The 20,543-nt window shown below is 47.7% G+C and carries 24 protein-coding genes; 23 read left to right on the top strand and 1 reads right to left on the bottom strand.

Annotation, left to right across the window (positions count from 1 at the left end):
• Window positions 1-10: 10 nt before the first annotated feature.
• The 12 genes from hisC (at window position 11) to C1I60_RS20930 (ending at window position 9,968) form a co-directional block, all read left to right on the top strand.
• Window positions 11-1,114, top strand: a complete 1,104-nt coding sequence (gene hisC, locus C1I60_RS20980) for a histidinol-phosphate transaminase (RefSeq protein ID WP_137063453.1) — start codon at window positions 11-13, stop codon at window positions 1,112-1,114.
• 26 nt (window positions 1,115-1,140) lie between these two features.
• Window positions 1,141-2,229, top strand: coding sequence for a prephenate dehydrogenase (locus C1I60_RS20975; protein ID WP_137063452.1), 1,089 nt, complete (start codon window positions 1,141-1,143; stop codon window positions 2,227-2,229).
• Between the two features lie 12 nt (window positions 2,230-2,241).
• Window positions 2,242-2,403: a hypothetical protein gene (locus C1I60_RS24595; RefSeq protein ID WP_170970863.1), complete on the top strand. Its 162-nt coding sequence runs from the start codon at window positions 2,242-2,244 to the stop codon at window positions 2,401-2,403.
• A gap of 814 nt (window positions 2,404-3,217) precedes the next feature.
• A complete protein-coding gene (locus C1I60_RS20970; RefSeq protein WP_014282079.1) occupies window positions 3,218-3,814 on the top strand; it encodes an RNA polymerase sigma factor in 597 nt (198 codons plus the stop codon).
• Window positions 3,811-4,437 carry an anti-sigma factor gene (locus C1I60_RS20965; protein WP_137063451.1) on the top strand — a complete coding sequence of 209 codons (627 nt, stop codon included), beginning with the start codon at window positions 3,811-3,813 and terminating at the stop codon, window positions 4,435-4,437. The genes C1I60_RS20970 and C1I60_RS20965 overlap by 4 nt, the downstream gene beginning before the upstream one ends.
• Window positions 4,438-4,507: 70 nt before the next feature.
• Window positions 4,508-5,110, top strand: a complete 603-nt coding sequence (locus tag C1I60_RS20960; RefSeq protein WP_137063450.1) for a histidine phosphatase family protein — start codon at window positions 4,508-4,510, stop codon at window positions 5,108-5,110.
• Window positions 5,111-5,276: 166 nt separating this feature from the next.
• On the top strand, window positions 5,277-6,386 hold the full coding sequence (locus tag C1I60_RS20955) for a hypothetical protein (protein WP_137063449.1): 1,110 nt from the start codon (window positions 5,277-5,279) through the stop codon (window positions 6,384-6,386).
• A 53-nt stretch (window positions 6,387-6,439) separates the two neighbouring features.
• Window positions 6,440-6,946, top strand: coding sequence for a gamma carbonic anhydrase family protein (locus C1I60_RS20950; protein ID WP_137063448.1), 507 nt, complete (start codon window positions 6,440-6,442; stop codon window positions 6,944-6,946).
• Window positions 6,947-6,968: 22 nt separating this feature from the next.
• Window positions 6,969-7,148, top strand: a complete 180-nt coding sequence (locus C1I60_RS20945; RefSeq protein WP_014282074.1) for an IDEAL domain-containing protein — start codon at window positions 6,969-6,971, stop codon at window positions 7,146-7,148.
• A gap of 286 nt (window positions 7,149-7,434) precedes the next feature.
• Window positions 7,435-8,094, top strand: a complete 660-nt coding sequence (locus C1I60_RS20940) for a DUF1405 domain-containing protein (protein WP_137063447.1) — start codon at window positions 7,435-7,437, stop codon at window positions 8,092-8,094.
• 47 nt (window positions 8,095-8,141) lie between these two features.
• Window positions 8,142-9,038 (top strand): GNAT family N-acetyltransferase, encoded by an 897-nt coding sequence (locus tag C1I60_RS20935; RefSeq protein ID WP_137063446.1) that lies wholly within the window; start codon window positions 8,142-8,144, stop codon window positions 9,036-9,038.
• Window positions 9,039-9,122: 84 nt separating this feature from the next.
• Entirely contained in the window at window positions 9,123-9,968 is an 846-nt protein-coding gene (locus C1I60_RS20930) for a sporulation protein YpjB (RefSeq protein WP_137063445.1), read from the top strand.
• A gap of 77 nt (window positions 9,969-10,045) precedes the next feature.
• Here C1I60_RS20930 and C1I60_RS20925 read toward each other — a convergent pair whose 3' ends face one another.
• Window positions 10,046-10,915 (bottom strand): YitT family protein, encoded by an 870-nt coding sequence (locus tag C1I60_RS20925; RefSeq protein WP_137063444.1) that lies wholly within the window; start codon window positions 10,913-10,915, stop codon window positions 10,046-10,048.
• A 205-nt stretch (window positions 10,916-11,120) separates the two neighbouring features.
• On the opposite strand from C1I60_RS20925, the gene C1I60_RS20920 reads away from it, so the two are divergent.
• The 11 genes from C1I60_RS20920 to panD all read left to right on the top strand — a co-directional run bounded on the left by C1I60_RS20920 (window position 11,121) and on the right by panD (window position 20,293).
• A complete protein-coding gene (locus C1I60_RS20920) occupies window positions 11,121-11,450 on the top strand; it encodes a nucleotide pyrophosphohydrolase (RefSeq protein WP_137063443.1) in 330 nt (109 codons plus the stop codon).
• Between the two features lie 50 nt (window positions 11,451-11,500).
• Window positions 11,501-12,019, top strand: a complete 519-nt coding sequence (locus C1I60_RS20915; protein ID WP_137063442.1) for a tetratricopeptide repeat protein — start codon at window positions 11,501-11,503, stop codon at window positions 12,017-12,019.
• 30 nt (window positions 12,020-12,049) lie between these two features.
• A complete protein-coding gene (dapB, locus tag C1I60_RS20910) occupies window positions 12,050-12,853 on the top strand; it encodes a 4-hydroxy-tetrahydrodipicolinate reductase (RefSeq protein WP_137063441.1) in 804 nt (267 codons plus the stop codon).
• Window positions 12,854-12,911: 58 nt separating this feature from the next.
• Window positions 12,912-13,349 carry a methylglyoxal synthase gene (gene mgsA / locus C1I60_RS20905; protein ID WP_137063440.1) on the top strand — a complete coding sequence of 146 codons (438 nt, stop codon included), beginning with the start codon at window positions 12,912-12,914 and terminating at the stop codon, window positions 13,347-13,349.
• Window positions 13,346-14,038, top strand: coding sequence for a bacillithiol biosynthesis deacetylase BshB1 (gene bshB1, locus C1I60_RS20900; RefSeq protein WP_137063439.1), 693 nt, complete (start codon window positions 13,346-13,348; stop codon window positions 14,036-14,038). The genes mgsA and bshB1 overlap by 4 nt, the downstream gene beginning before the upstream one ends.
• A 131-nt stretch (window positions 14,039-14,169) precedes the next feature.
• Entirely contained in the window at window positions 14,170-15,333 is a 1,164-nt protein-coding gene (gene bshA / locus C1I60_RS20895) for an N-acetyl-alpha-D-glucosaminyl L-malate synthase BshA (RefSeq protein WP_137063438.1), read from the top strand.
• Window positions 15,334-15,417: 84 nt separating this feature from the next.
• Entirely contained in the window at window positions 15,418-16,740 is a 1,323-nt protein-coding gene (locus C1I60_RS20890; protein WP_137063437.1) for a CCA tRNA nucleotidyltransferase, read from the top strand.
• Complete coding sequence (locus tag C1I60_RS20885; RefSeq protein WP_137063436.1) at window positions 16,733-17,713, top strand: biotin--[acetyl-CoA-carboxylase] ligase; 981 nt, start codon at window positions 16,733-16,735, stop codon at window positions 17,711-17,713. The genes C1I60_RS20890 and C1I60_RS20885 overlap by 8 nt, the downstream gene beginning before the upstream one ends.
• Before the next feature lie 339 nt (window positions 17,714-18,052).
• Window positions 18,053-18,982: a 3-methyl-2-oxobutanoate hydroxymethyltransferase gene (panB, locus tag C1I60_RS20880; protein ID WP_137063435.1), complete on the top strand. Its 930-nt coding sequence runs from the start codon at window positions 18,053-18,055 to the stop codon at window positions 18,980-18,982.
• Window positions 18,979-19,917 (top strand): pantoate--beta-alanine ligase, encoded by a 939-nt coding sequence (gene panC, locus C1I60_RS20875; RefSeq protein WP_137063434.1) that lies wholly within the window; start codon window positions 18,979-18,981, stop codon window positions 19,915-19,917. The genes panB and panC overlap by 4 nt, the downstream gene beginning before the upstream one ends.
• A complete protein-coding gene (panD, locus tag C1I60_RS20870) occupies window positions 19,910-20,293 on the top strand; it encodes an aspartate 1-decarboxylase (protein WP_007430795.1) in 384 nt (127 codons plus the stop codon). Before panC ends, panD begins: the two co-directional genes overlap by 8 nt.
• Window positions 20,294-20,543 lie beyond the last annotated feature (250 nt).

Here is a 20,543-nt window from a genome sequence, read left to right as displayed (position 1 = left end):
AGGTAGGGGCATGCAACCTAAACCGCATATTGTACATTTGCCGGTATATCAGCCCGGTAAACCGATTGAAGATGTGAAGCGCGAGTTGGGGCTTGATGAAGTGATCAAGCTCGCCTCGAATGAAAATCCGTATGGCAGCTCTCCTAAAGTATTGCAGGCCATTCAGGAGGAATTTGCGAATATTAGTGTATATCCTGACGGCAGCGCGGTAGCTTTAACACAGGCGCTGGCTAAACATACGGGCTTGAAAGAGGATCAGTTTATATATGGCTGTGGCTCTGACGAGATTATTGCGTTGATTACGCGTGCTTTTCTTCTTCCCGGGGAAGAAAGTATCATGGCCGATCAGACCTTCTCCGTATACAAGAGCAATGTGGAAATAGAGGGAGCGGTTGCTGTTGAGGTGCCTTTGCGTGACGGGGTGCATGATTTGGAAGCCATGTTGTCTCAGATTAACGACCGTACGAAAATAATCTGGATCTGTAATCCGAACAACCCGACAGGCACGATTGTACCTGAAGCAGAGCTGGTCGCATTTTTGGATCGGGTGCCGAAGCATGTTATGGTCGTGCTGGATGAGGCGTATTCCGAGTTTGTGACGGATAGCACGTATCCAGACGGTATTCGTTTATTGCCAGCTTATGAAAATCTGGTTGTATTGCGCACCTTCTCCAAAATCTATGGCCTAGCATCGCTTCGCATCGGATACGGAATGGGGACTGCGGCAACGATCCGTATGATTAATCAGGTTCGTGAGCCGTTCAATACTTCGCGGGTAGCACAGGCTGCGGCGATTGCGGCGTTGGAAGATCAGGATTTTGTGCAAGAATGCCGTGACCGCAACGCAGAGGGCAGAGCCTATTTGCAAAAAGAGTTGAAGCGCCTTGGACTGGAATATTTTCCGGCGCATGGTAATTTTATTATGCTGAATGTACATCGCCCGTCGGGTGAGGTATTTCAGGAGTTGCTTCGTAGAGGCGTGATTATTCGTGCTGGTCATCACAAATATCCGACATACATTAGAGTGTCAGTTGGATCACAGCCGCAAAATGAGTGGTTTATCCATGCGCTGGAACAGGTCCTAGGGGCGGAAGCGGCGAAAGCGCGTCTATAATTTCCGCAGATGGGATTTGATAATTGATGAAGATTGCCATTTTCGGCGTGGGACTGATTGGTGGGTCCCTTGCGCTTTGTTTTAAAGGGAAGCCGGGCATTACCGTTGTTGGTCATGCTCATCTTCCCGAACTGTTGGAGCCGATGTTGAGCCGTGGTGTCGTGGACACCGCGACTCTTTCGGTTGAAGAGGCGGCAGTGGATGCCGATTTTATTTTTTTATGTGTACCTGTCGGCTTACTGGAGCATTATCTGGAGCTGTTAAGCAGGTTGCCGCTTAAAGAGGGTTGCATTATTACCGATGTAGGCAGCACAAAATCGTCGATTGCCAAAAAAGCGTCAGAAATCTCTTTACGTAATGCTTATTTTATCGGTGGCCATCCGATGGCCGGCTCAGAGCGTTCCGGTGTGAAGGCTGCTTCTGCTTTGCTGTTTGAGAATGCCTACTATGTACTTTCCCCGGCAGAGGGTGTGCCTGAGGAAGCTTACAGTTCGCTGGAGCGTCTGTTGAAATATACAGGAGCCCAGGTTGTGCGTGTCCAGCCTGATATGCACGATGACATTGTCGGGGCGATCAGCCATCTTCCGCATATTATTGCAGCGGCGCTGGTGAATCAGGTGCGCAAGCACAATGACGAGAATCCGCTGTACCGCACGCTGGCTGCCGGCGGCTTCCGCGATATTACGCGAATCGCTTCCAGTGATCCAATTGTGTGGCGAGACATTTTGCTGAGCAATCGTGATGTTTTGCTAGGTCTGCTGGAAGAGTGGAACGGGCAGATTGAGCGTTTTACCCATTTATTGAGAATACAAGACGGAGAGGGAATTGTTGACGAGTTTTTGGCGGCGGGGCATTTCCGCAGTGAGCTGCCGGAGCGCCGTAAAGGCGTCATCGTCTCAACGTTTGATCTGTATATTGATGTACCGGATACCCCGGGGATTATTGGCCGAATTGCAACAGAACTGGGGGATCACAGCATTAACCTGAGCAATATGCAAATTATCGAAAGCCGGGAGGATGTTCCCGGTATTATGCGGCTTTCCTTCCGTCAGGAGCAGGATTGGGAGCGGGCTAAGGCGTTGCTGAATTCGATGAGCTATAAAGTGGTGGTATAGGAAGGAAAGTGTGTGTTGGTTAAGGGGGCACCGCTCCGCGATTCATTTGATCTTACGATCGCTGTTGCCGCCGGATTTTTTCGATCAGATGCTTTAATGGGAAAATCCGGCGACAAAGGCGAACGCTCCGCTTCTCCAGATTCAAATGAACCTCTGCGCTACAGACCGCCTTAAAAGCATCACACTTTCTGTGAGTGAAGTAGTAGGAAAAGATTTAAAACGGGCGGAGATTCTTTGCGCTCGTTTTTTTTGTTATGTTTGGCCGAGAAGCCCGGTTAAGGTGATATAGCTGGGTAAGAAAATTTTCTTTGTTGTATAAGCTAAATTCGAAAATTTTATATAAAAACGGAGTAGGCGAAATGGTGCTGGTCAATAGCGATGGGAAGCACTATCCGACTGAGCAGTGGCACTTTATGTAACTTTCCAGTTCAGCTTATTATATGAGGCTTCAAAAAAAAGGCCACCCGGGTAAAGTCCCGGGTGGTAGCTGCTCTTGTAGAGTAGCTGAGTAGGATAGGAGTGGAGAGAAACCATACTGTACTTTTATTATATGTATACGTTTTCATTTTGTCAATAATTTTTTAAAGCGTTTTCTTTTGAGTGATTATTCTTACCAACATATTCAAAAGGGACAGATTCAAGGTTATGCCATTTTAACTTGAAAAAACTTAAAATAGGTTGTAAATGCCGTATATCGGAAACAGTTGCTAGCGTTACGTAGCCTGTGATGGAAATCATGGGGATTTTGGACTTTTTTACTGACGACTATTTTGTGGTACAATGGATAAGTCCATTTTGGATATTGAGAAATGTTGGGGATAGCACCGTTATTGTTGGCACTACATAGGGTATGAAAAAAAAACAAATGTTCCATGATGCTGTTTCATCATTTGCGCAGAGTGCGCAACTTTTTTTGGCCTGTTCGGTATATATAGACAGAATCGGATGGGAGAACAGCACATGTATGGGCGAGGAGGGTCTCACTCGGATGATGACAGATTCCCAGATGATTCAGGAAATCAAACAAGGTAATGTTGAGGTTTATTCAGAATTAATGAGGCGGCACCAACGTAAAATTTTAGCTTTTGTTTATCATATGCTGAAAAGTTCGAACCTGGAAATGATTGCTGAGGACTTATGCTCGGAGACGTTTTATAAAGCGTACCGGAGCCTGCACTCTTTTCGCGAGGTAGATGCATCGTTCTCCACATGGTTATATACGATTGCACGTAATACGGTGCTGAGCGAGCTTCGCAAGCATCGTAGCGGTCAGGTTCCATTGGAGGAGAGCGGCTATGTGCCGGTTGCTCCATTGGATGTGATTCCAGAGCAGGCCGTCCTTCGCGGCGAGAAGGTAGAGATGGTTCGTGAAGCGATCAACAGATTGCCAGAGAAGCAGCGGTCTGCGCTGATTTTGCGCGAATACGAGCAATTGGACTATCAGGAGATTGCTACGATTTTGGGGCAGACAGTCAGTGCGGTGAAATCGCTGCTTTTCCGGGCCAGAACCAGTGTGAAGACGCAGTTGGAGCCTTATTTTTTTGAGCCTCTCTATGAGGAAAACGAAGGGATGAGCAGCCAATGAAATCCAGGGACGCTGAGGATTTGTTCGCTACAGGCAAAAATGTATCGAAACAAGACTCGGAGCGCAGACGAGCTAAAAGCTCGTCTGCCGGATGGGGGCATGGTTCGGAAGAAAATGAGTGGAATTTGTCTAAAGAAAGTCGATCCGCTATTCGCAATATTTCCTTTGAGATAACAGATGAGCAGGCGGAAGCTATGAATCGCAGGGTCATGGATCGGATTTATGAAGAGTCACCATGGCTTGTTCCTGGCGAGCATCGGCGTGCGCGTGTGAACCCGGCATCCCGTAAGTATATGTCCGTATGGATCGCCGGCTTTTTGGCGGTATTTTTGTGTAGCTTTTTGTTTTTGAACTGGAATGGAAGCTCCTCTCAAGAAAACCCTCCTCAAGCGGCACCTGTCATGGATACGGGTATTTTACCGACAGGCTTGCTGGAAACTACAAGTACATCTCCACAATATCAATACCACATTAAAGATGTGAATAGTGGCATTATGGACCCGCTGGTTGCAAGAATTGTTCCTACTTACCCGCAATATTGGATGTTGCTGTCTGTGTTGGCACTTGCGCTTGCCTTATTTTCTTTGGGCTGGATTCATCGTGTGAGACGGGTCAGAAATTAGCAGCACAGCTGGGCTCCAATACGGATTCATAACAATGCCTGAATAACAAATTAGCGGAGGAAACAACACGATGCTTATTGGCTTGATCAGACATGGATTAACGGATTGGAATGCGGTAGGTAAAATCCAGGGTCACAGTGATATTCCGTTGAATGAGGAAGGGCGCCAGCAGGCACGCTTGCTGGCAGAACGTTTAAAAGATGAGCCCTATCATTGGGGTGGACTTATTACAAGCAGCCTTTCGAGAGCGAAGGAGACGGGAGAGATTATTGCATCTGCTCTTCACCTTCCTTTGCTGGAGCCGGATGATCGGCTGAGAGAACGTGCCTATGGTCAGGTCGAGGGCATGACACAGGCCGAGCGTGAGGAAAAGTGGGGGAGCGACTGGCATCTGCTAGACCTGGGACAGGAGAGCGATGAAGCTCTCCAACTCCGCGGGTTGGCTTTTATGGAGGCCATTTGGTCAGAAAACCGGGACAAGAACCTGCTAGTCGTTTCTCATGGCGGTTTTTTGGCTAATTTGTATAAGGCTTTGTATCAGGAGAAGTTTACGGAACGAATTGGCAATCTGTCACTGAGTGTTCTCCAGCGTGAGGATACGGATTGGACGCCGCTGTTGTATAATTGCACCAGACATTTACAGGAAAAAAGCAGTTGTAACTTAAAAGGTTGACGAAAGATCACGAACTTCTACTCAGTGTAGAAGCCGTGGTCTTTTTGTTTTTTAATTATAGCTTTGCAAAAAAAGAGGTTTAGAGTCTGAACATTCCGTCAAAGCTGTGGGTACAACAGGTAAGAATCATTTCCGGATGACAGTCCAGTGACGAGGCGATGGAACGATGAATCTGGCAGATATGCTGACATTTGCGGATATTGTGCATTTGAACAGAATCGCGGTGTATTACGAATGTGACTGTAAGCCCAATTCCAAACATGAGCTGATACAGGGCATTTTGACAAAGCTCGGCAGCAGCAGTTTTTTTGAGATACAGGTCAGAGAGCTGAAGTTGTCAGAGGTAAGGTTTTTGAACGCACTTCTATTCGATGACCGGCCTTATTTCAGTATGGAGGAATTAATTGCGGTTGCCAAACAATCTGCCGAGGAGAATGGGGATTCCGGTGAGCGACCGCGCGACATCGTGGCCCGTTTACGCAACAGTGGCTGGCTGTTCAATGGTTCGACGCACAATACGAGGTATTTGTATCAAATTCCCTTGGACATGAAGGAGCGTTTCCGTCGTGTCATGGTGCAAGACTTGCAAAACGGAATGATCCGGGTAAGTGAGCCAACGTCATACCGGGATGAAGGGCATCTTTTGGCAGAGGATTTACGACTTTTCCTTCAGTACATGGAGCAGCATGAAGTTCCGCTTAACCCCGAGGGGGCTTGGTATCGTCGCAATCAGCAGCAATTAATGGAGCATGTGCACATTGCGGAGCCACTTCTGGGTAAAGGAGGCTGGCGCTTCGGATATGGTTCCTCCTTTAAGTTTTATCCCGACCGAATGGCACTGCTGTATGATTATGCACGTCACTCCAGGTTTATTGAGGAAAAGGGGGATCGAGTTGTGCTGACGGCAAAGGGGGAGGCACGCAGGGAGTACGCGATCGAGGATGAGATGATACAGCTATTCAGGTTTTGGTTAAGATTGTATAAAGGAGCCGTTCCCAATCTACTTTCTCTGGTCTATTGGATAGGAGAATGTGCCAGGCCTTGGACGTCCTTGGAGTCACTTTTTGTACATATCGGCCCGTTGATCAGACCGTTTTATTATGATACACCCCGTTCGGTCTTTGATCAGAGAATTATACGGATGATGCTCCACTTGGGTATGCTTCGTTTGGGTGAGCATTCGACGGGGCCATCTGTACAGATGACCGCCTGGGGGCTCAAACTGGCAGGGGAGTGCCGCATTGGGCGGAATGACCCGGGTATGCGGCTCCATTGACAAGCAGCATACATGTTGATAGAATTTCACCCAAAATGAGAGGGTGAAGTTGAATGCTGATTCACTATAACGGAAACATGCCACAGCTCCATCCATCTGTCTATGTGGCAGAAGGAGCAAAAATTGTCGGAAAGGTAACGATCGGCCAAGATTCCTCAGTTTGGTTCAATGCCGTACTACGCGGGGATATGGCGCCTGTCATCATCGGTGAACGCTGCAACATTCAGGACGGTGTCGTGGGACATGTGAACACGGACCAGCCCTTGGTGCTGGCGGATGATATTTCGGTGGGACATGCTGCGATTATCCATGGCTGTACGATAGGCAAAGGCACTTTAATCGGTATGGGGGCCATTGTACTCAACGGAGCTGAGCTTGGTGAATATGCTTTAATAGGAGCAGGGTCGGTCGTTACGGAAAATACCAAAATACCACCCTATACTCTTTCTCTCGGTACACCTGCCAAAGTGGTGCGAGAATTGACAGACGCAGATTTGCAGCGGATGTCACGTACGGCACTCAGCTATGTAACGAAAGGAAAAGAATATAGGATCTCTTAAACTCATGTTGGAGGTGCATCCTATGGATAAAATGAAGGTTACTTATGAAGTAATGTTGGGCCTTTCTGCTGAAATGGTTTTGGACGAGGCATTACGTAAACGCCGGAGTGAAAAGCTCTACAAGGATATAGATGAGGCGCTGGCCTCCGGAGATGAAGTAGCATTTCGTCATCTTACGGATGAGCTGAAAGCGATCAATTGAGCTGTTTCAGGAGATCTGACCTTGGGTAACAGAAAATTGGCAATACAAGACCATAATCATCAAGCCTGACCGTAGTAGCGGCCAGGTTTTTTTGAAGATTATAGAATTTATAAATTTTCAGCGGAGCTGAACAATTCTATAATCGCAAGAAAAACTTCCACTAATGGCGGTCTGACCTCCGTGAAAGTACGTAGATAGACGTTTTTCTTATACGCTTTTATATGATATAGTCTTTGTGGGATGGAGCCTGTACGGGGCATCTATCGTATGAACGGAGGATGAGGACGTGTCGTTGTCTTATTTGTGGAGCCGGTCGTTCTTGACGAGCCGGCCTTTTTTGTGGCTGCTGTTCTGGTGTAACCTGGTTGGAACCGTGTATGGGTACATATGGTATGGAAGACAATTGGAATATACGCTAAGCTATCACCCGATATGGCAGATTGTATTTGTACCTGATAGTCCGACGGCCAGCCTGTTTTTTACGATTTCTGTATTATTCCTGCTTTATCCTCCGCGCATGAAGGGCTTGAAGGTCATTCGCCAGCTGATGGAGGCGTTGGCTGTGGTGACGAGTGTCAAATACGGTATTTGGGCCTCAGCTATTATTTTTTGGGGTGTCGCGCAGGGAGGGCATATGATATGGCAGGATTGGATGCTGGTAGCATCTCATACGGCAATGGCAGTTGAAGCCTTGCTGTTCGTTCGCTTTTTCACCTGCAAATGGGCGGCTCTGTGCGTAGCAGCTTTGTGGACACTGTTAAATGATACGGTCGATTATACATTCGGCATATATCCGTATCTTCCGAAGGCGCTAACGGATGATGTACCAAAAGTGCGTACTTTTACCTATATGCTGACCCTTTTCAGTATCGCAACCTCATGGCTTGCCATGTACGTGCGCAATCGAATGGCTTCCTCACTTAATAAGGCCAAATCATCGGAATAGTCTAATACTAATTTTATGATTAATTTTTACGAATTGGAGAATTATTGATGGATATCGTTATAAATCAAAAAGAATATAGATTTAAAAAGGGAATTCGTGATGATCTTAAAATAAGAAAGAGCTTTAACCAATTAGCAAAACAAAGTTTTGATCTGAATTTTGAAGTTTGGCATCAATTAGGATTCTGGGATGAAAAATATATTCCTTATGTACTGTTGGATGGGGATTGCGTGGTGGCTAATGTATCTGTGAGTCTGATGGATTTTAGTTTGTCAGGTGAACAGAAGAAATTTATTCAAATCGGAACCGTAATGACAGATCCTAACTACAGGAATCAAGGGCTGAGTCGCTTTTTGATAGAACGTGTATTACAGGATTGGCATGGGAATTGTGATGCAATGTATCTTTTTGCGAATGATGATGTGAAGGAGTTTTATCCTAAATTTGGTTTTGCTGCTGCACAAGAGTATCAATGTATTCGGAAAGCACCAATTAAAAGCATGGACGTTCCAGTTAAAAAATTGAACATGGAAGCGACGTCAGATTTACAGCTATTGAAAAGAAAATGTTCCTCTTTAAATCCTTATTCATATTTTTCTATGAAAAGCAGTGAATGGTTAATTTTGTTCTATTGCACCTCTTTTTTTAAAGATAAGGTGTTCTATATCCCTCTGTATGACACGATTGTCATTATGGATTTTGAAGAAAATATCATGAATTGTTACGATATTTTTGGAACGGGGGATATTCCTATAGAATTGATTTTATCTGTAGTCATGGAAAAAGAAACGAAGAAAATTGTTTTCGGCTTTACGCCAGAGCCAATGGACGGTTGCGAAATTTCTCTTCTGAATCAAGAGGATACCACACTATTTTATAGATCTGACAATGAAAGTATATGTACAGAAAATAAACTAATGTTTCCTATTTTGTCACGGGCATAACCTGCCCTGGCAGATAGCAGCACGCTAAAGCCAAGTTCTAGTCCCTGTAACCTTGCCATACAGTAAGGTGAGGAGGGATGTCCCATGATTTGGAGTCAGGCGTTTCGTGGTGTGCTGCGTGTCGTTTCGGGAGTTCTATTATCTATGGTCTTGTTGCTTTCCGTTTGTTTCCCTCCGGACATTGCGGAAGCGCGGGATCAGCCCAAGTCCACCAGTAATGCAAAGGAAATAGAGGAACTGGATCGTGCGGCTGCCATGTTGTACCGGGATGTAATGGATGGGAATATTGAAAAAGCACGCGCCGATGTAGCGGAGGTAAGCCGATGGTTCAGCACGGGTCAGGTACAGGCTGCACTGTCTGTGGAGGCCATTCATGTTTTATCCGGCAGCATTCTTGAGGTACAGCAAGCTACACAATCCGTGCAAGCATCGCCGGATGAATGGGTGAAGGCCGCTGCCAATTTGCGACTTGCGGCAGATGCGATTGCACATCCGCGCCAGCCTTTATGGCAGCAGTATTATAAAATTTTAAAAGAAGATATCAGCGGCTTAAATAGCCAGTTTGCTAAAGGAAATATGAAAGGTTTCGCTGCTGGAGCAACAGTGCTGGAGGATCATTACGAGACGATCCGGACGGCGGCGTTGATCAGCGGTAAAACAACAGAGGTTGTTCGAGCAGATTCATGGATTTCTTACGTTAAAGGATTGGGAAATCAGCAAAATGTGGATGCTTCAGCGATTAGAGGGGCACTAGAGCAGGGAAACCCGACGTTTAATGCCTTGTTTGGACGTGAAAAAGACGCTACTGCGCTGGCTCCATTCATCCCGTACGAAAGCGAGCGCCGGGCAGAACTGGCAATCGGCCTGACGATCCTGCTTACCCTGGCTTATGTGGGTTACCGTAAGTATCGATCCCGTTTCTCCCTTTAAGGCTTAAGTGTTGCCACGATCTTCGCTGTCATTGATCAAACGAATATAAGCTTGACCATTTTGCCCGGAATTCCGGGCTATTCCTCTTTGAAGCCCTCCCCGTGTACATCATGCACATCCTGAATGACGATGAACGCTCGCGGATCAACCGATTTCACAATTTGATGCAAACGCCGTATTTCCTGACGGGACACGACACAGTAAGCAACATGCTTGGTCTGTTTGGAAAATGCGCCCATAGCCGGAATGATAGTAACACCGCGATCCATATCCCGTGTAATGATATTCGCAATATCCATCGTATGGTCACTGATAATCATGAAGGCTCTCGCTGAATAGGCTCCTTCCTGTATAAAGTCAATAATCTTGGACGCGATAAACACAGCGACTAGCGTATACAGGATTTTTTCCTTGGGTATGTACAGTAGCGATGCGCCGATGATGACGATATCAATCACCAGCAAAATTCTACCCATACTCCAGCCAAACTTCCGGTTCAAAATACGTGCAATAATATCCGACCCGCCGGTGGTACCGCCAAACCGGAATACGATGCCTAATCCTGCCCCGAGGGTAACACCGGCATATAATGAAGAAAGTATAAAATCGTGCTCAGTCTGAAACGTGCCCATCCACCCGAGGTGAATCATTTTTTCAAACAACCACAGAAAAAAAGTGAGCGCCCCGATACCGACTCCGGTATAAATAATTTGCTTGCCGCCAAGCATTTTCCATCCGATTAAAAATAGAGGAATGTTCAGGAGCAATGTGGAGAGGGATGGAGATATCGAGAAAGCATAGTTCAGCAGGAGGGTGATGCCTGTGATGCCGCCTTCCATCAGCTTGCTGGGTATAATGAAATAAAGCAGGCCGAATGCGTAAATAGCAGTGCCGAGCACAATGGGTAAAATGATTTTAAGCTGTTCAATAGACCTGGTTGTTTTCATATAATCCCTCGCAGTAGCAAATTGGAGATGAACGACTTCATATGGATAGATCGTAGATCCTTATGTTTAGTATACCTTTTTACGGTCGCTTTAAAATACTGATGATTGCATGATGTGAGTAAATTCACATTAAAAAATATTTGTTTTCAAATGTGCTTTACGATAACATATGAATAAACCTGCACATTAGAGGGGATTGTGTTTCATGGAAAAATCGCTTGATGAAATTCAACGTGAGGTGGACCAGTATATTTCCCAATTCAAAGAAGGATATTTCAGCCCGCTTGCAATGCTGGCCCGGATGTCCGAGGAAGTCGGGGAGCTGGCCAGAGAGGTCAATCATTCCTTTGGCGAGAAACCGAAAAAAACGGATGAGGCCGACAATTCGATTGAGCTGGAATTGGGAGACATTTTGTTCATCACGGTCTGCTTTGCAAACTCGCTGGGTATTAATTTGGCCGATGCTCATGATAAGGTCATGCATAAATTTAACACACGTGACGCGAATCGTTGGACCAAAAAGGACACCGTTTAGGCGTTTTGTACATATGCTGTACCAAACCGGTTACCCGGAGGTGCAGTGTCATGAAGGCGGAGGAATACGTTCAGAAAGCTTATCAGTGTATTTTACAGAACGATTTTGAGCAGGCCGTGGAATGGTTTGAAAAAGCGATTTCCGCCCAGCCTGATCATGCGGAGCATTATTTCCGCTGTTCGGTCACCTATGCCCGCAGCGGTCGGATAGAGCAGGCGCTTGCTTATGCTGGCGATGCGGTTCGTCTGGCCCCACAGCAGGATGAATATGTGCTGCATTTGCATACATTGGAGGCCAGACAGCAGACGGAGAAAGCCAGAAAGATGCTGGATGTCGATAAAGCTACGCCACAGGTGCGCATAGATGCAATCCTGCTGCTGGAACGGGCAATTGCCCTTGATCCGCTGTGTGGTGACGCTTTTATGCTGCTTGCATTGGTTTATGCTGAAATGAATGAATATAAGCTGGCTGTGCAGGCTGCTCGTGAGGCGGCCGCTTTGTTTCCTCACAATGAACAGCTTGCCAATCTCATGAAGAAGCTATGCCAGCAAATGAATGAACAGATCTAGCACGAATTGATGCATAAGGAGTTGTAAGATATGCCAGAGCAAATAAAAGTGGCTGTCGTTGGAGCAGCCGGACGTATGGGCCGTGAGGTTATCAAATTGGTTCTCCAGGATGAAGAACTTCGGCTGGTAGCCGCAGTAAACAGAACGCACGCCGGCAGTGATGCCGGCCTTCTCGTCGGCCTTCCGGAAGCGGGCGTTGCACTTGTGGAGGATGTGGAGCAGGCGCTGCTGGATAGTCGTCCGGATGTGATGGTAGATTTTACAGGTCCTCGTTTTGCTTACGCACATACAGCGCTTGCCATCAAGCATGGCGTTCGTCCTGTTATCGGGACAACGGGATTTACACCGGAGCAGATTGATGAACTGGACAAGCAGTGTCGGGAACAGCACATTGGCGGTCTGATTGCGCCTAACTTTTCAATAGGAGTTATTTTGATGATGCGGTTTGCGGCTCAAGCAGCCAAATACTTTCCTCATTTGGAGATTATCGAATATCATGGCGACCAGAAATTGGACGCGCCATCGGGAACGGCAATTAAGACCGCAGAACTGATTGCTGAGCAGCGTCAGGAACTGCGTCAAGGGAACCCGGAGGAGGAAGAAACGCTCGAAGGATCACGCGGCGGCTACTACCAAGGGTTTCGTATCCACAGTGTCCGTCTTCCCGGTGTATTTGCACAGCAGGAAGTTATTTTCGGAGGATTTGGACAATCGCTCAAAATTCGTCAGGACTCCTACGAACGGGCAGGCTATATGCCCGGCGTCAAAATCGGTATTCAAAAGGTAATGGAGCAGCCCGGACTTGTATACGGTTTTGAGCATTACATTGATTAAGAATAACGTGAATGAATGGACGAACGGTGATTATAGAATGAGGCAGGGGGAATTTCGAATGTTCAAGATTGCATTTATAGCGCATGACCGCAAAAAAGATGAAATGGTTAACTTTATAACCGCGTATGAGCATGTTTTTACAGGACATCAATTGTATTCAACCGGCACGACAGGACTGCGCATTATGGAACAAACGAAGCTTCAAATTCACCGTTACATGTCAGGACCGCTCGGAGGTGACCAGCAGATCGGGGCCATGGTCGCGCAAAATGATATGGATCTGATCATATTCCTGCGTGATCCGTTAATGGCACAGCCGCATGAGCCGGATATTAGTGCGTTGCTGCGTTTGTGTGACGTACAGGGTATTCCTTTGGCAACCAATGTTGCGACAGCTGAAATATTGGTCAAGGCGCTGGACCGGGGCGACTTTGCTTGGCGTGAGCTGGTACATAAATATAAACCGGGCATTGATCAGCAGGATGATATAAAATGACACTGGACATCTTGATTTTTGGAGCTCATGCTGATGATGCTGAAATTGGTATGGGAGGCACGATTGCCAAGCATACATCTGCTGGTTTAAGGGTGGGCGTATGTGATTTGACGCGTGCGGAAATGTCATCCAATGGCGATGTAGATACCCGCATGGCAGAAGCGGAGGACGCTGCAAAAGTGCTGGGCCTTGCTGTGCGAACGAATCTGGGACTGCCTGATCGCGGTTTGTACGTGACACCTGAGAATGTAGCCGCAGTGACCGAGGAAATTCGGCGTCATGCGCCGAAAATCGTATTTGCTCCCTACTGGGAGGATCGACACCCGGATCATGTCATGTGCAGCAAGCTGGTAGAAGAAGCGGTGTTTAACGCCAAATTACGTCGATTTATGCCGGAAAAGCCTGCTGTGCTGGTGGAGCAGTTATATTTTTATTTCATTAATGATATCGGCAGGACGGATCTGATTGTAGACATTACGGAGCATGTTGAAGCCAAGGAGCAGGCATTGCTAAGCTATGCTTCCCAATTCCAGGCTGCACCTGGTAAGGACACGGTATCCACGCCATTAAACCAGGGGTATGTCGAGCGTGTAAAAGCCCGGGATTCGTTGTTAGGTCAGCGTAAGCTGATTTCGTATGCAGAGGGCTTTGCGTCCAAAACGCCTCATCTGGTTAAGCTATTCACATAAGGGATTATAAAAATCCTGACACATAAACGATAAACAGAATCCGTTCGTGTAGCGGTTATAAATACACACTGTATTTGGTGTTCACCAACATTGAAAAGTCATCACCGATGGACGGAAGGGGGCAGCTTAACTTGAATGACAAATTGAAAATTGGAATTACCTGCTATCCGTCATTAGGCGGTTCTGGTGTTGTGGCTACAGAGTTGGGCAAGCTGCTTGCCGAAAAAGGGCATGAGGTCCATTTTATTGCCAACAGCATTCCGTTCAGATTAGGCGGGGAGTTCCAGAAAAATATTTTTTATCATGAGGTCGAGGTTAACGACTATTACGTGTTCAGATATCCGCCTTATGATCTGTCGCTGGCGACCAAAATGGCTCAGGTCGCACAAATGAAAAATTTGGATGTACTCCATGTTCACTATGCTGTACCACATGCGGTATGTGCTTATTTGGCAAAGGAAATGGTGGGCGACCATCTCAAAGTAGTAACCACCCTTCACGGCACAGACATTACGGTGTTGGCGCAGGATGAATCGTTGAAGGATCTAATCCGACTGGCGATCAACAAAAGCGACGCGGTAACAGCGGTTTCCAAGGATTTGATTCGGGAGACGATAGATGCGCTGGAGATTACACGCCCGATTGATTTGACCTACAATTTTGTGGATAAACGAGTATATTATCCGCGGGATGCAGCTGCGCTGCGGAGAGATTTTGCCCAGCCGAATGAAAAAATAATGATGCACATTTCAAATTTCCGTCCGGTCAAAAGAGTGGGAGACGTGCTGGATATATTTGAAAGAGTGCAACGAAAAGTATCTGCAAAGCTGCTGTTAGTTGGGGAAGGACCGGACCTTCCGAAAATCCGCTGCAAAATCGAAAGCTTAGGCTTGCAGGATAAGGTGTTCTTTTTGGGCAAGCAGGATCAGATCGCTGAAGTGATTTCCATGGCGGATGTGCTGCTGCTTCCATCGGAAAAGGAAAGCTTTGGACTGGTTGCTCTGGAAGCGATGGCTTGTGGAGTACCAACGATTGGCTCCGAGGCAGGAGGCGTGCCTGAATTGGTTGTTCACGGGAGTACAGGCTATCTTGCTGAAATCGGCAATACCGAGAGGATGGCGGAATATGCGGTGCAGCTATTATCGGATGAAGCGATGGCAGAGCGTTTTCGTGAAGCCTGTCTGGTGCGGGCTCGTACCGTATTCTGTGATAAGCTGATTACCCGTCAATATGAGGAAATATATTACCGTGTGTTGGGACGCGAGGTGCCGGATCTTAAACCGATCAGCGTTTAAGAAGGCGGACTCGCGTCCGTTTTTTTAAATAAGTCATTTGTATCAAAGTCTTTTGAATACTTTATAAGTAAAGGGGGAAACCCTGTGAAAATAAACACTTGGCAATATGCTGATCCGGATATGGCTTTTCATGGTAAGGAAGTCGTACATACACTAACTACAGCTGGCTACGAGGCTTACTGGGTCGGTGGTTGTGTGCGGGATGAACTATTAGGCCGCGTTATTCATGATATGGATATGACCACATCGGCTGAACCTGAGCAGGTCATAGCATTGTTCCCTCATGTCATTCCGACTGGGATTCAGCATGGGACAGTTACGGTGATGCAGGGTGGGCATCCGTTCGAAGTGACTACCTTTAGAACAGAAAGCGGTTATACCGATCACCGTCGACCGACAGAAGTCGCTTTTGTGAAGGATATCCGCGAAGATCTGATGCGGCGGGATTTCACGATGAACGCAATTGCAATGGATGAACATGGGGAAAGGGTGGACCCGTTCGGAGGGGAAGCCGATTTACGCGCCGCTCTTGTTCGTTGTGTGGGACGAGCCGAGGAACGTTTCGAAGAGGACGGGCTGCGAATGCTGCGTTGCATTCGTTTTGCCTCTGTATTCCGGTTCCGTATAGCCTACAACACATGGAAAGGCATGATCCGTCGTAAAGAGGGACTTCGTTACATTGCGATGGAACGTGTGCGGATTGAGCTGGAAAAGATGCTGGTAGGACCGGACCCGTTGCGTGGACTGGAAATGCTGGGTCGCAGCGGCTTGCTCGCGTGTACGAAGGTTCCGGTTCCCTGGGAACAATGTGAAGCACATGCGCTCAGCGGGATGGTACAACTGCCGGAAGAACTGCGATGGGGTTTGCTGCTGCTGTCTTGCAGATTGACCTCAGAGGCAGCGGACAAGCTGTTAAGAGCATGGACTTTCTCCAACGCTGTACGTTTGCGGTTGGTACATCTGTTAGAATGGGAGCGTGAGCTAACGGACAGTGCTGTTGGGATAGCAGACAGTTCCACTTCAGTGGAAGATGAAGGAATCAACGATGAGGTGCTACGCCGTAGTTGGATTCGACTGTTAATTAAATGGGGACGGGATACCTCGTCAGACTGGCTTGAGCTTTACAAGACACTGCCTGCTTCGTTCCGCGAATTACCGTCACAGGCAGAAAAGCATGTAGCGAGAATGGCTGAACTGGCAGAGGCGTGGACGAAGCAAACCGCAGTCGTTCGTATCAAAGATTTAAATATTACAGGAAATGAACTGGTTCAGGCGATGAATCGACCGGGGGGGCCTTGGCTGGGTCAGACGATGGAACGACTTTTGCTGGTTACCGCCTGCGGAGATATTCCTAATGTAACAGAAGCATTGCTTCAAGAAGCGAAACGGGTGATGAGTAGTGAATAATCATGAAAGACTATTAGGCATACTGGAGGAAGGTTTATCTGATTATGTATCGGGAGAGGAAATCAGCCGTCGTCTCTCGGTCAGCCGTACAGCCGTATGGAAGCAGATCAACAAGCTGCGTGAACTGGGCTACAACATTGAAGCTTCCTCGCGTAAGGGTTATCGGATTGTGTCCCGACCCGATCGGCTGGAGGTCTCCAAACTGGCATATATGCTAAATACCCAATCGTTTGGACAACGTATAGTTGTGCTGGACTCGACGGTCTCTACCCAGCAGGATGCTATGCGTCTGGCAGAAGAGGGCGCGCCTCAGGGGACAGTAGTTCTGGCGGAGGAGCAGACAGCGGGGCGGGGGCGCTTGGGCCGAAAGTGGTTTTCACCTCGGGGCAAAGGCGTCTGGATGAGCATTGTGTTGCGTCCGAACCAGCCTTTGGGCTTTACTCCTCAGTTGACACTGCTTACAGGTGTAGCGGTATGTAGAGCCATTCGTCGGTTGACGGGTGTGGAAGCGGGCATCAAATGGCCGAACGATCTGCTTGTTCATGGTCGCAAAGTGTGCGGTATTCTGCTGGAATCTTCAACAGAGGATCAGCGGGTTCGCTATTGCATTGCAGGTATCGGCATTGATGTAAATTTAAATACAGAGGATTACCCGGAAGAACTGTCACAAGTTGGGACGTCCCTAAGAATAGAGGCTGGTCGAGAAATCGACCGTACTGCACTAATTGCCGCGGTGTTGGAAGAAATGGAGCAGCTATGTGCGCTGTATGCGGATCAGGGCTTTCAGCCTGTTGCGATGCTGTGGGAGGTGCTATCCGTAACGATGAATCGCTTCGTGCGGGCACATACGGGACAAGGAAAAGCGGTGGAAGGTACAGCCGTCGGTTTGGACCCTTCGGGAGCGCTGGTGGTTGAAACGGAGCAGGGAGAGCGAATACAGGTCGTTTCCGGTGATGTACAATTACAGGGGTAGTCTTAGCAGAGCATAGCGACTGTAATTGTTCTTTTTTCTATGTAAAACTTCACGTGAAAAAGCTGATGTTTTTTGTTATACTGTGCAGGAGGCGGCATCGGACGGTCCGAGCTGCACTCCGGGGCACATGCTCCACTATTGCAAGCAAGTTAGACCATCATAACTTCATTTGAAGGTTACGTTGGATTCTGCTCTGAGCCGAACAGGACCGAGACAGAAGGGACGATCTCAAAATGAGTGTCTTTTTTGGCTGTTCGGACCTTTTGATGACGCAAGTGTACAGGCGTTCATAAAAGGTTATTTTTTGTGCCAAAAAAAGATGGAAGGGAGCCATGTACCATGGCAGGAAAGCAAGCACTGAATATTGTGAAAATGAAAAAAATGAAGCGGGAGGGCATTCCGCTTAGTATGCTGACTGCCTACGATTATCCATCAGCGAAAATAGCCGAGGAGGCTGGAATTGACATGATACTCGTGGGCGACTCGCTGGGCAATGTCGTTCTCGGCTATGATTCGACCATTCCCGTAACACTGGATGATATCGTATATCATTCCCGAGCGGTAGCGAGAGGCGCGGAGCATACGTTTATTATAGCTGACATGCCGTTTATGACATATCACGGCAGCGTATCTGAAAGCCTCCAGGGCATCCGTCGTCTGATGCAGGAAGGACATGCGAATGCTGTCAAATTGGAGGGCGGTGCAGAAATTGCCGACGTCGTAAAAGCGACTGTTCAGGCAGGTGTACCTGTACTGGGGCATATCGGTCTTACACCGCAGTCAGTCAACCAGCTTGGCGGCTACCGCATTCAAGGCAAGGACGAAGCGGACGCACGGCGGCTACTGACAGACGCCAAGGCGCTGGAGCAGGCGGGAGCCTTTGGCATCGTGCTTGAGCTGGTGACTGAGGAGGTGGCAACGGCTATTTCCAAAGAACTATCCATTCCAACCATTGGAATTGGAGCAGGACGCGGATGTGACGGTCAGGTGCTTGTTTATCACGATCTGATTCAATATGCATCGCCTTATTACAGCAAACGTTTTGTCAAAACCTATGCCGATGTCGGCGGTTTGATTCGCAGTAGCATCGAGCAGTATGTGAGCGATGTGAAGGGGCGAGCCTTCCCGGCTGAAGAGCATGTGTTTAGCGCCGACGACAGCGTTGTAGAGGCGCTCTACGGCCACAAGAAAGGTCATGCAAAGGCACAGGTACAGAAACAAGATAAACAAGAGGAACAGGCTAAGGAAAAGGTGGAATCCCGGTCATGATGATCGTAAGAGAAGTGGCTCAGCTTCGACAGGCAATTGCTGAACGTCGGCAGCTTGGTGCAAACGGAGAAAAAGCGGAATACGGTTTTGCTGCTACGCAGCAACATACAGTCGGCTTTGTGCCGACGATGGGGTATTTGCATGAAGGCCATGCGAGTTTAATGCATAAGGCGCGTGAAATGGCAGATACGGTGGTACTCAGCATTTTTGTCAACCCGATTCAATTCGGGCCTAACGAGGATCTCGACAGCTACCCCCGTGATGAAGCGCGTGATTTGGAGGTGGCGCGGCGTGAAGGTGTGGATATCGTATTTTTGCCAACTGTAGCAGAAATGTACCCGCAGCCAACCCGAACGAAAATTCGCGTATCCTCTTTGACGGATCGGTTATGTGGCGCTTCACGTCCAGGGCATTTTGACGGTGTGACCACTGTAGTTGCCAAGCTTTTTAATATGATAGGTCCTGATCTGGCCTTCTTCGGCATGAAGGACGCGCAGCAGGTAGCGGTGCTCCAGCAGATGGTGACCGACCTCAATATGAATGTCACCATCGTTCCTTGTCCTATCGTCAGAGAGGCCGACGGTTTGGCCCTTAGCTCGCGTAATGTGTATTTGAGCGCGGAACAGCGTGAGCAGGCATTGGTGCTGTCACAGTCACTGCACAAGGTGCGTGAAGTGAGCGAAGATGTTGTGCAGAACACGTTTACGATCCTTCAGTTAAACCAACTGGTGGAGTCTACCATTACCTCTTCACCTTTGGCAGACATTGACTACATTGAAATCTTAACCTTTCCCGGTCTGGAGCCCCTTCCTCCCGAGCAGCGGCTAAGCGATGTTGAAGAAGACATCATTGTAGCGCTGGCTGTAAAGTTTGGGAACACCCGACTGATTGACAATATAAGAATACAGAAGGCGGAGGTGCTCTCCCATGTTTAGAACAATGATGAAATCCAAAATTCACCGGGCGACGGTTACCGAAGCCAACCTCAACTATGTGGGTAGTATTACCATTGATGAGGATTTGATGGAGACTTCCGATCTGCTAGAGAATGAAAAGGTACAAATTGTGAACAATAACAACGGAGCCCGGCTGGAAACTTACGTTATTCCCGGACCGCGTGGTAGCGGCGTAATTTGTCTTAACGGCGCAGCAGCGCGTCTGGTGCAGCCCGGGGATACAGTCATTATAATTTCCTACGCTTCCATGTCGAATGAAGAGGCCAAAACATACAAACCGACCGTGGTATTCGTCGATGAACATAATAAACCGGCCCAAACGGCGAATAAGGAAGTACACGCTACGATCATGTAATGAATGGGAGTACGGATGAAACCCGTCCTTTAAGCGAAAAATGTGAGTGTAATAATCCATCTTTCGTAAGGGCGGGATGCACATGTTCAAGCATGTATTCGCAGAAATGAACAGCATGTTAGATGATATCGTGAAGCATTACCCATCAGCCCAGGGCTCCCGCAGGCAGGAGTTGCTACAGTACTGGAATTTGCTGCGGAGAATGAGTGACGGAATTATGGATGAATGGCTTGCCTTTGAGGAAAAAATG

Origin of the sequence: Paenibacillus terrae, assembly GCF_005217525.1 — a bacterium.
In the GTDB taxonomy this organism is placed as follows: Bacteria; Bacillota; Bacilli; order Paenibacillales; family Paenibacillaceae; genus Paenibacillus; species Paenibacillus terrae_C.
This window is presented reverse-complemented; position numbering and strand designations above follow the sequence as displayed.

Bases quoted from the DNA above. Each gene is read 5' to 3' on its own strand.
- C1I60_RS20965 (WP_137063451.1), top strand. From the start codon at position 3,811: ATGAAATCCAGGGACGCTGAGGATTTGTTCGCTACAGGCAAAAATGTA.
- dapB (WP_137063441.1), top strand. From the start codon at position 12,050: ATGCCAGAGCAAATAAAAGTGGCTGTCGTTGGAGCAGCCGGACGTATG.
- C1I60_RS20950 (WP_137063448.1), top strand. From the start codon at position 6,440: ATGCTGATTCACTATAACGGAAACATGCCACAGCTCCATCCATCTGTC.
- mgsA (WP_137063440.1), top strand. From the start codon at position 12,912: ATGTTCAAGATTGCATTTATAGCGCATGACCGCAAAAAAGATGAAATG.
- C1I60_RS20935 (WP_137063446.1), top strand. From the start codon at position 8,142: ATGGATATCGTTATAAATCAAAAAGAATATAGATTTAAAAAGGGAATT.
- C1I60_RS20920 (WP_137063443.1), top strand. From the start codon at position 11,121: ATGGAAAAATCGCTTGATGAAATTCAACGTGAGGTGGACCAGTATATT.
- C1I60_RS20970 (WP_014282079.1), top strand. From the start codon at position 3,218: ATGATGACAGATTCCCAGATGATTCAGGAAATCAAACAAGGTAATGTT.
- panD (WP_007430795.1), top strand. From the start codon at position 19,910: ATGTTTAGAACAATGATGAAATCCAAAATTCACCGGGCGACGGTTACC.
- panB (WP_137063435.1), top strand. From the start codon at position 18,053: ATGGCAGGAAAGCAAGCACTGAATATTGTGAAAATGAAAAAAATGAAG.
- C1I60_RS20975 (WP_137063452.1), top strand. From the start codon at position 1,141: ATGAAGATTGCCATTTTCGGCGTGGGACTGATTGGTGGGTCCCTTGCG.
- C1I60_RS20925 (WP_137063444.1), bottom strand. From the start codon at position 10,915: ATGAAAACAACCAGGTCTATTGAACAGCTTAAAATCATTTTACCCATT.
- C1I60_RS20930 (WP_137063445.1), top strand. From the start codon at position 9,123: ATGATTTGGAGTCAGGCGTTTCGTGGTGTGCTGCGTGTCGTTTCGGGA.
- C1I60_RS20960 (WP_137063450.1), top strand. From the start codon at position 4,508: ATGCTTATTGGCTTGATCAGACATGGATTAACGGATTGGAATGCGGTA.
- C1I60_RS20955 (WP_137063449.1), top strand. From the start codon at position 5,277: ATGAATCTGGCAGATATGCTGACATTTGCGGATATTGTGCATTTGAAC.
- C1I60_RS20945 (WP_014282074.1), top strand. From the start codon at position 6,969: ATGGATAAAATGAAGGTTACTTATGAAGTAATGTTGGGCCTTTCTGCT.
- panC (WP_137063434.1), top strand. From the start codon at position 18,979: ATGATGATCGTAAGAGAAGTGGCTCAGCTTCGACAGGCAATTGCTGAA.
- hisC (WP_137063453.1), top strand. From the start codon at position 11: ATGCAACCTAAACCGCATATTGTACATTTGCCGGTATATCAGCCCGGT.
- C1I60_RS20915 (WP_137063442.1), top strand. From the start codon at position 11,501: ATGAAGGCGGAGGAATACGTTCAGAAAGCTTATCAGTGTATTTTACAG.
- bshB1 (WP_137063439.1), top strand. From the start codon at position 13,346: ATGACACTGGACATCTTGATTTTTGGAGCTCATGCTGATGATGCTGAA.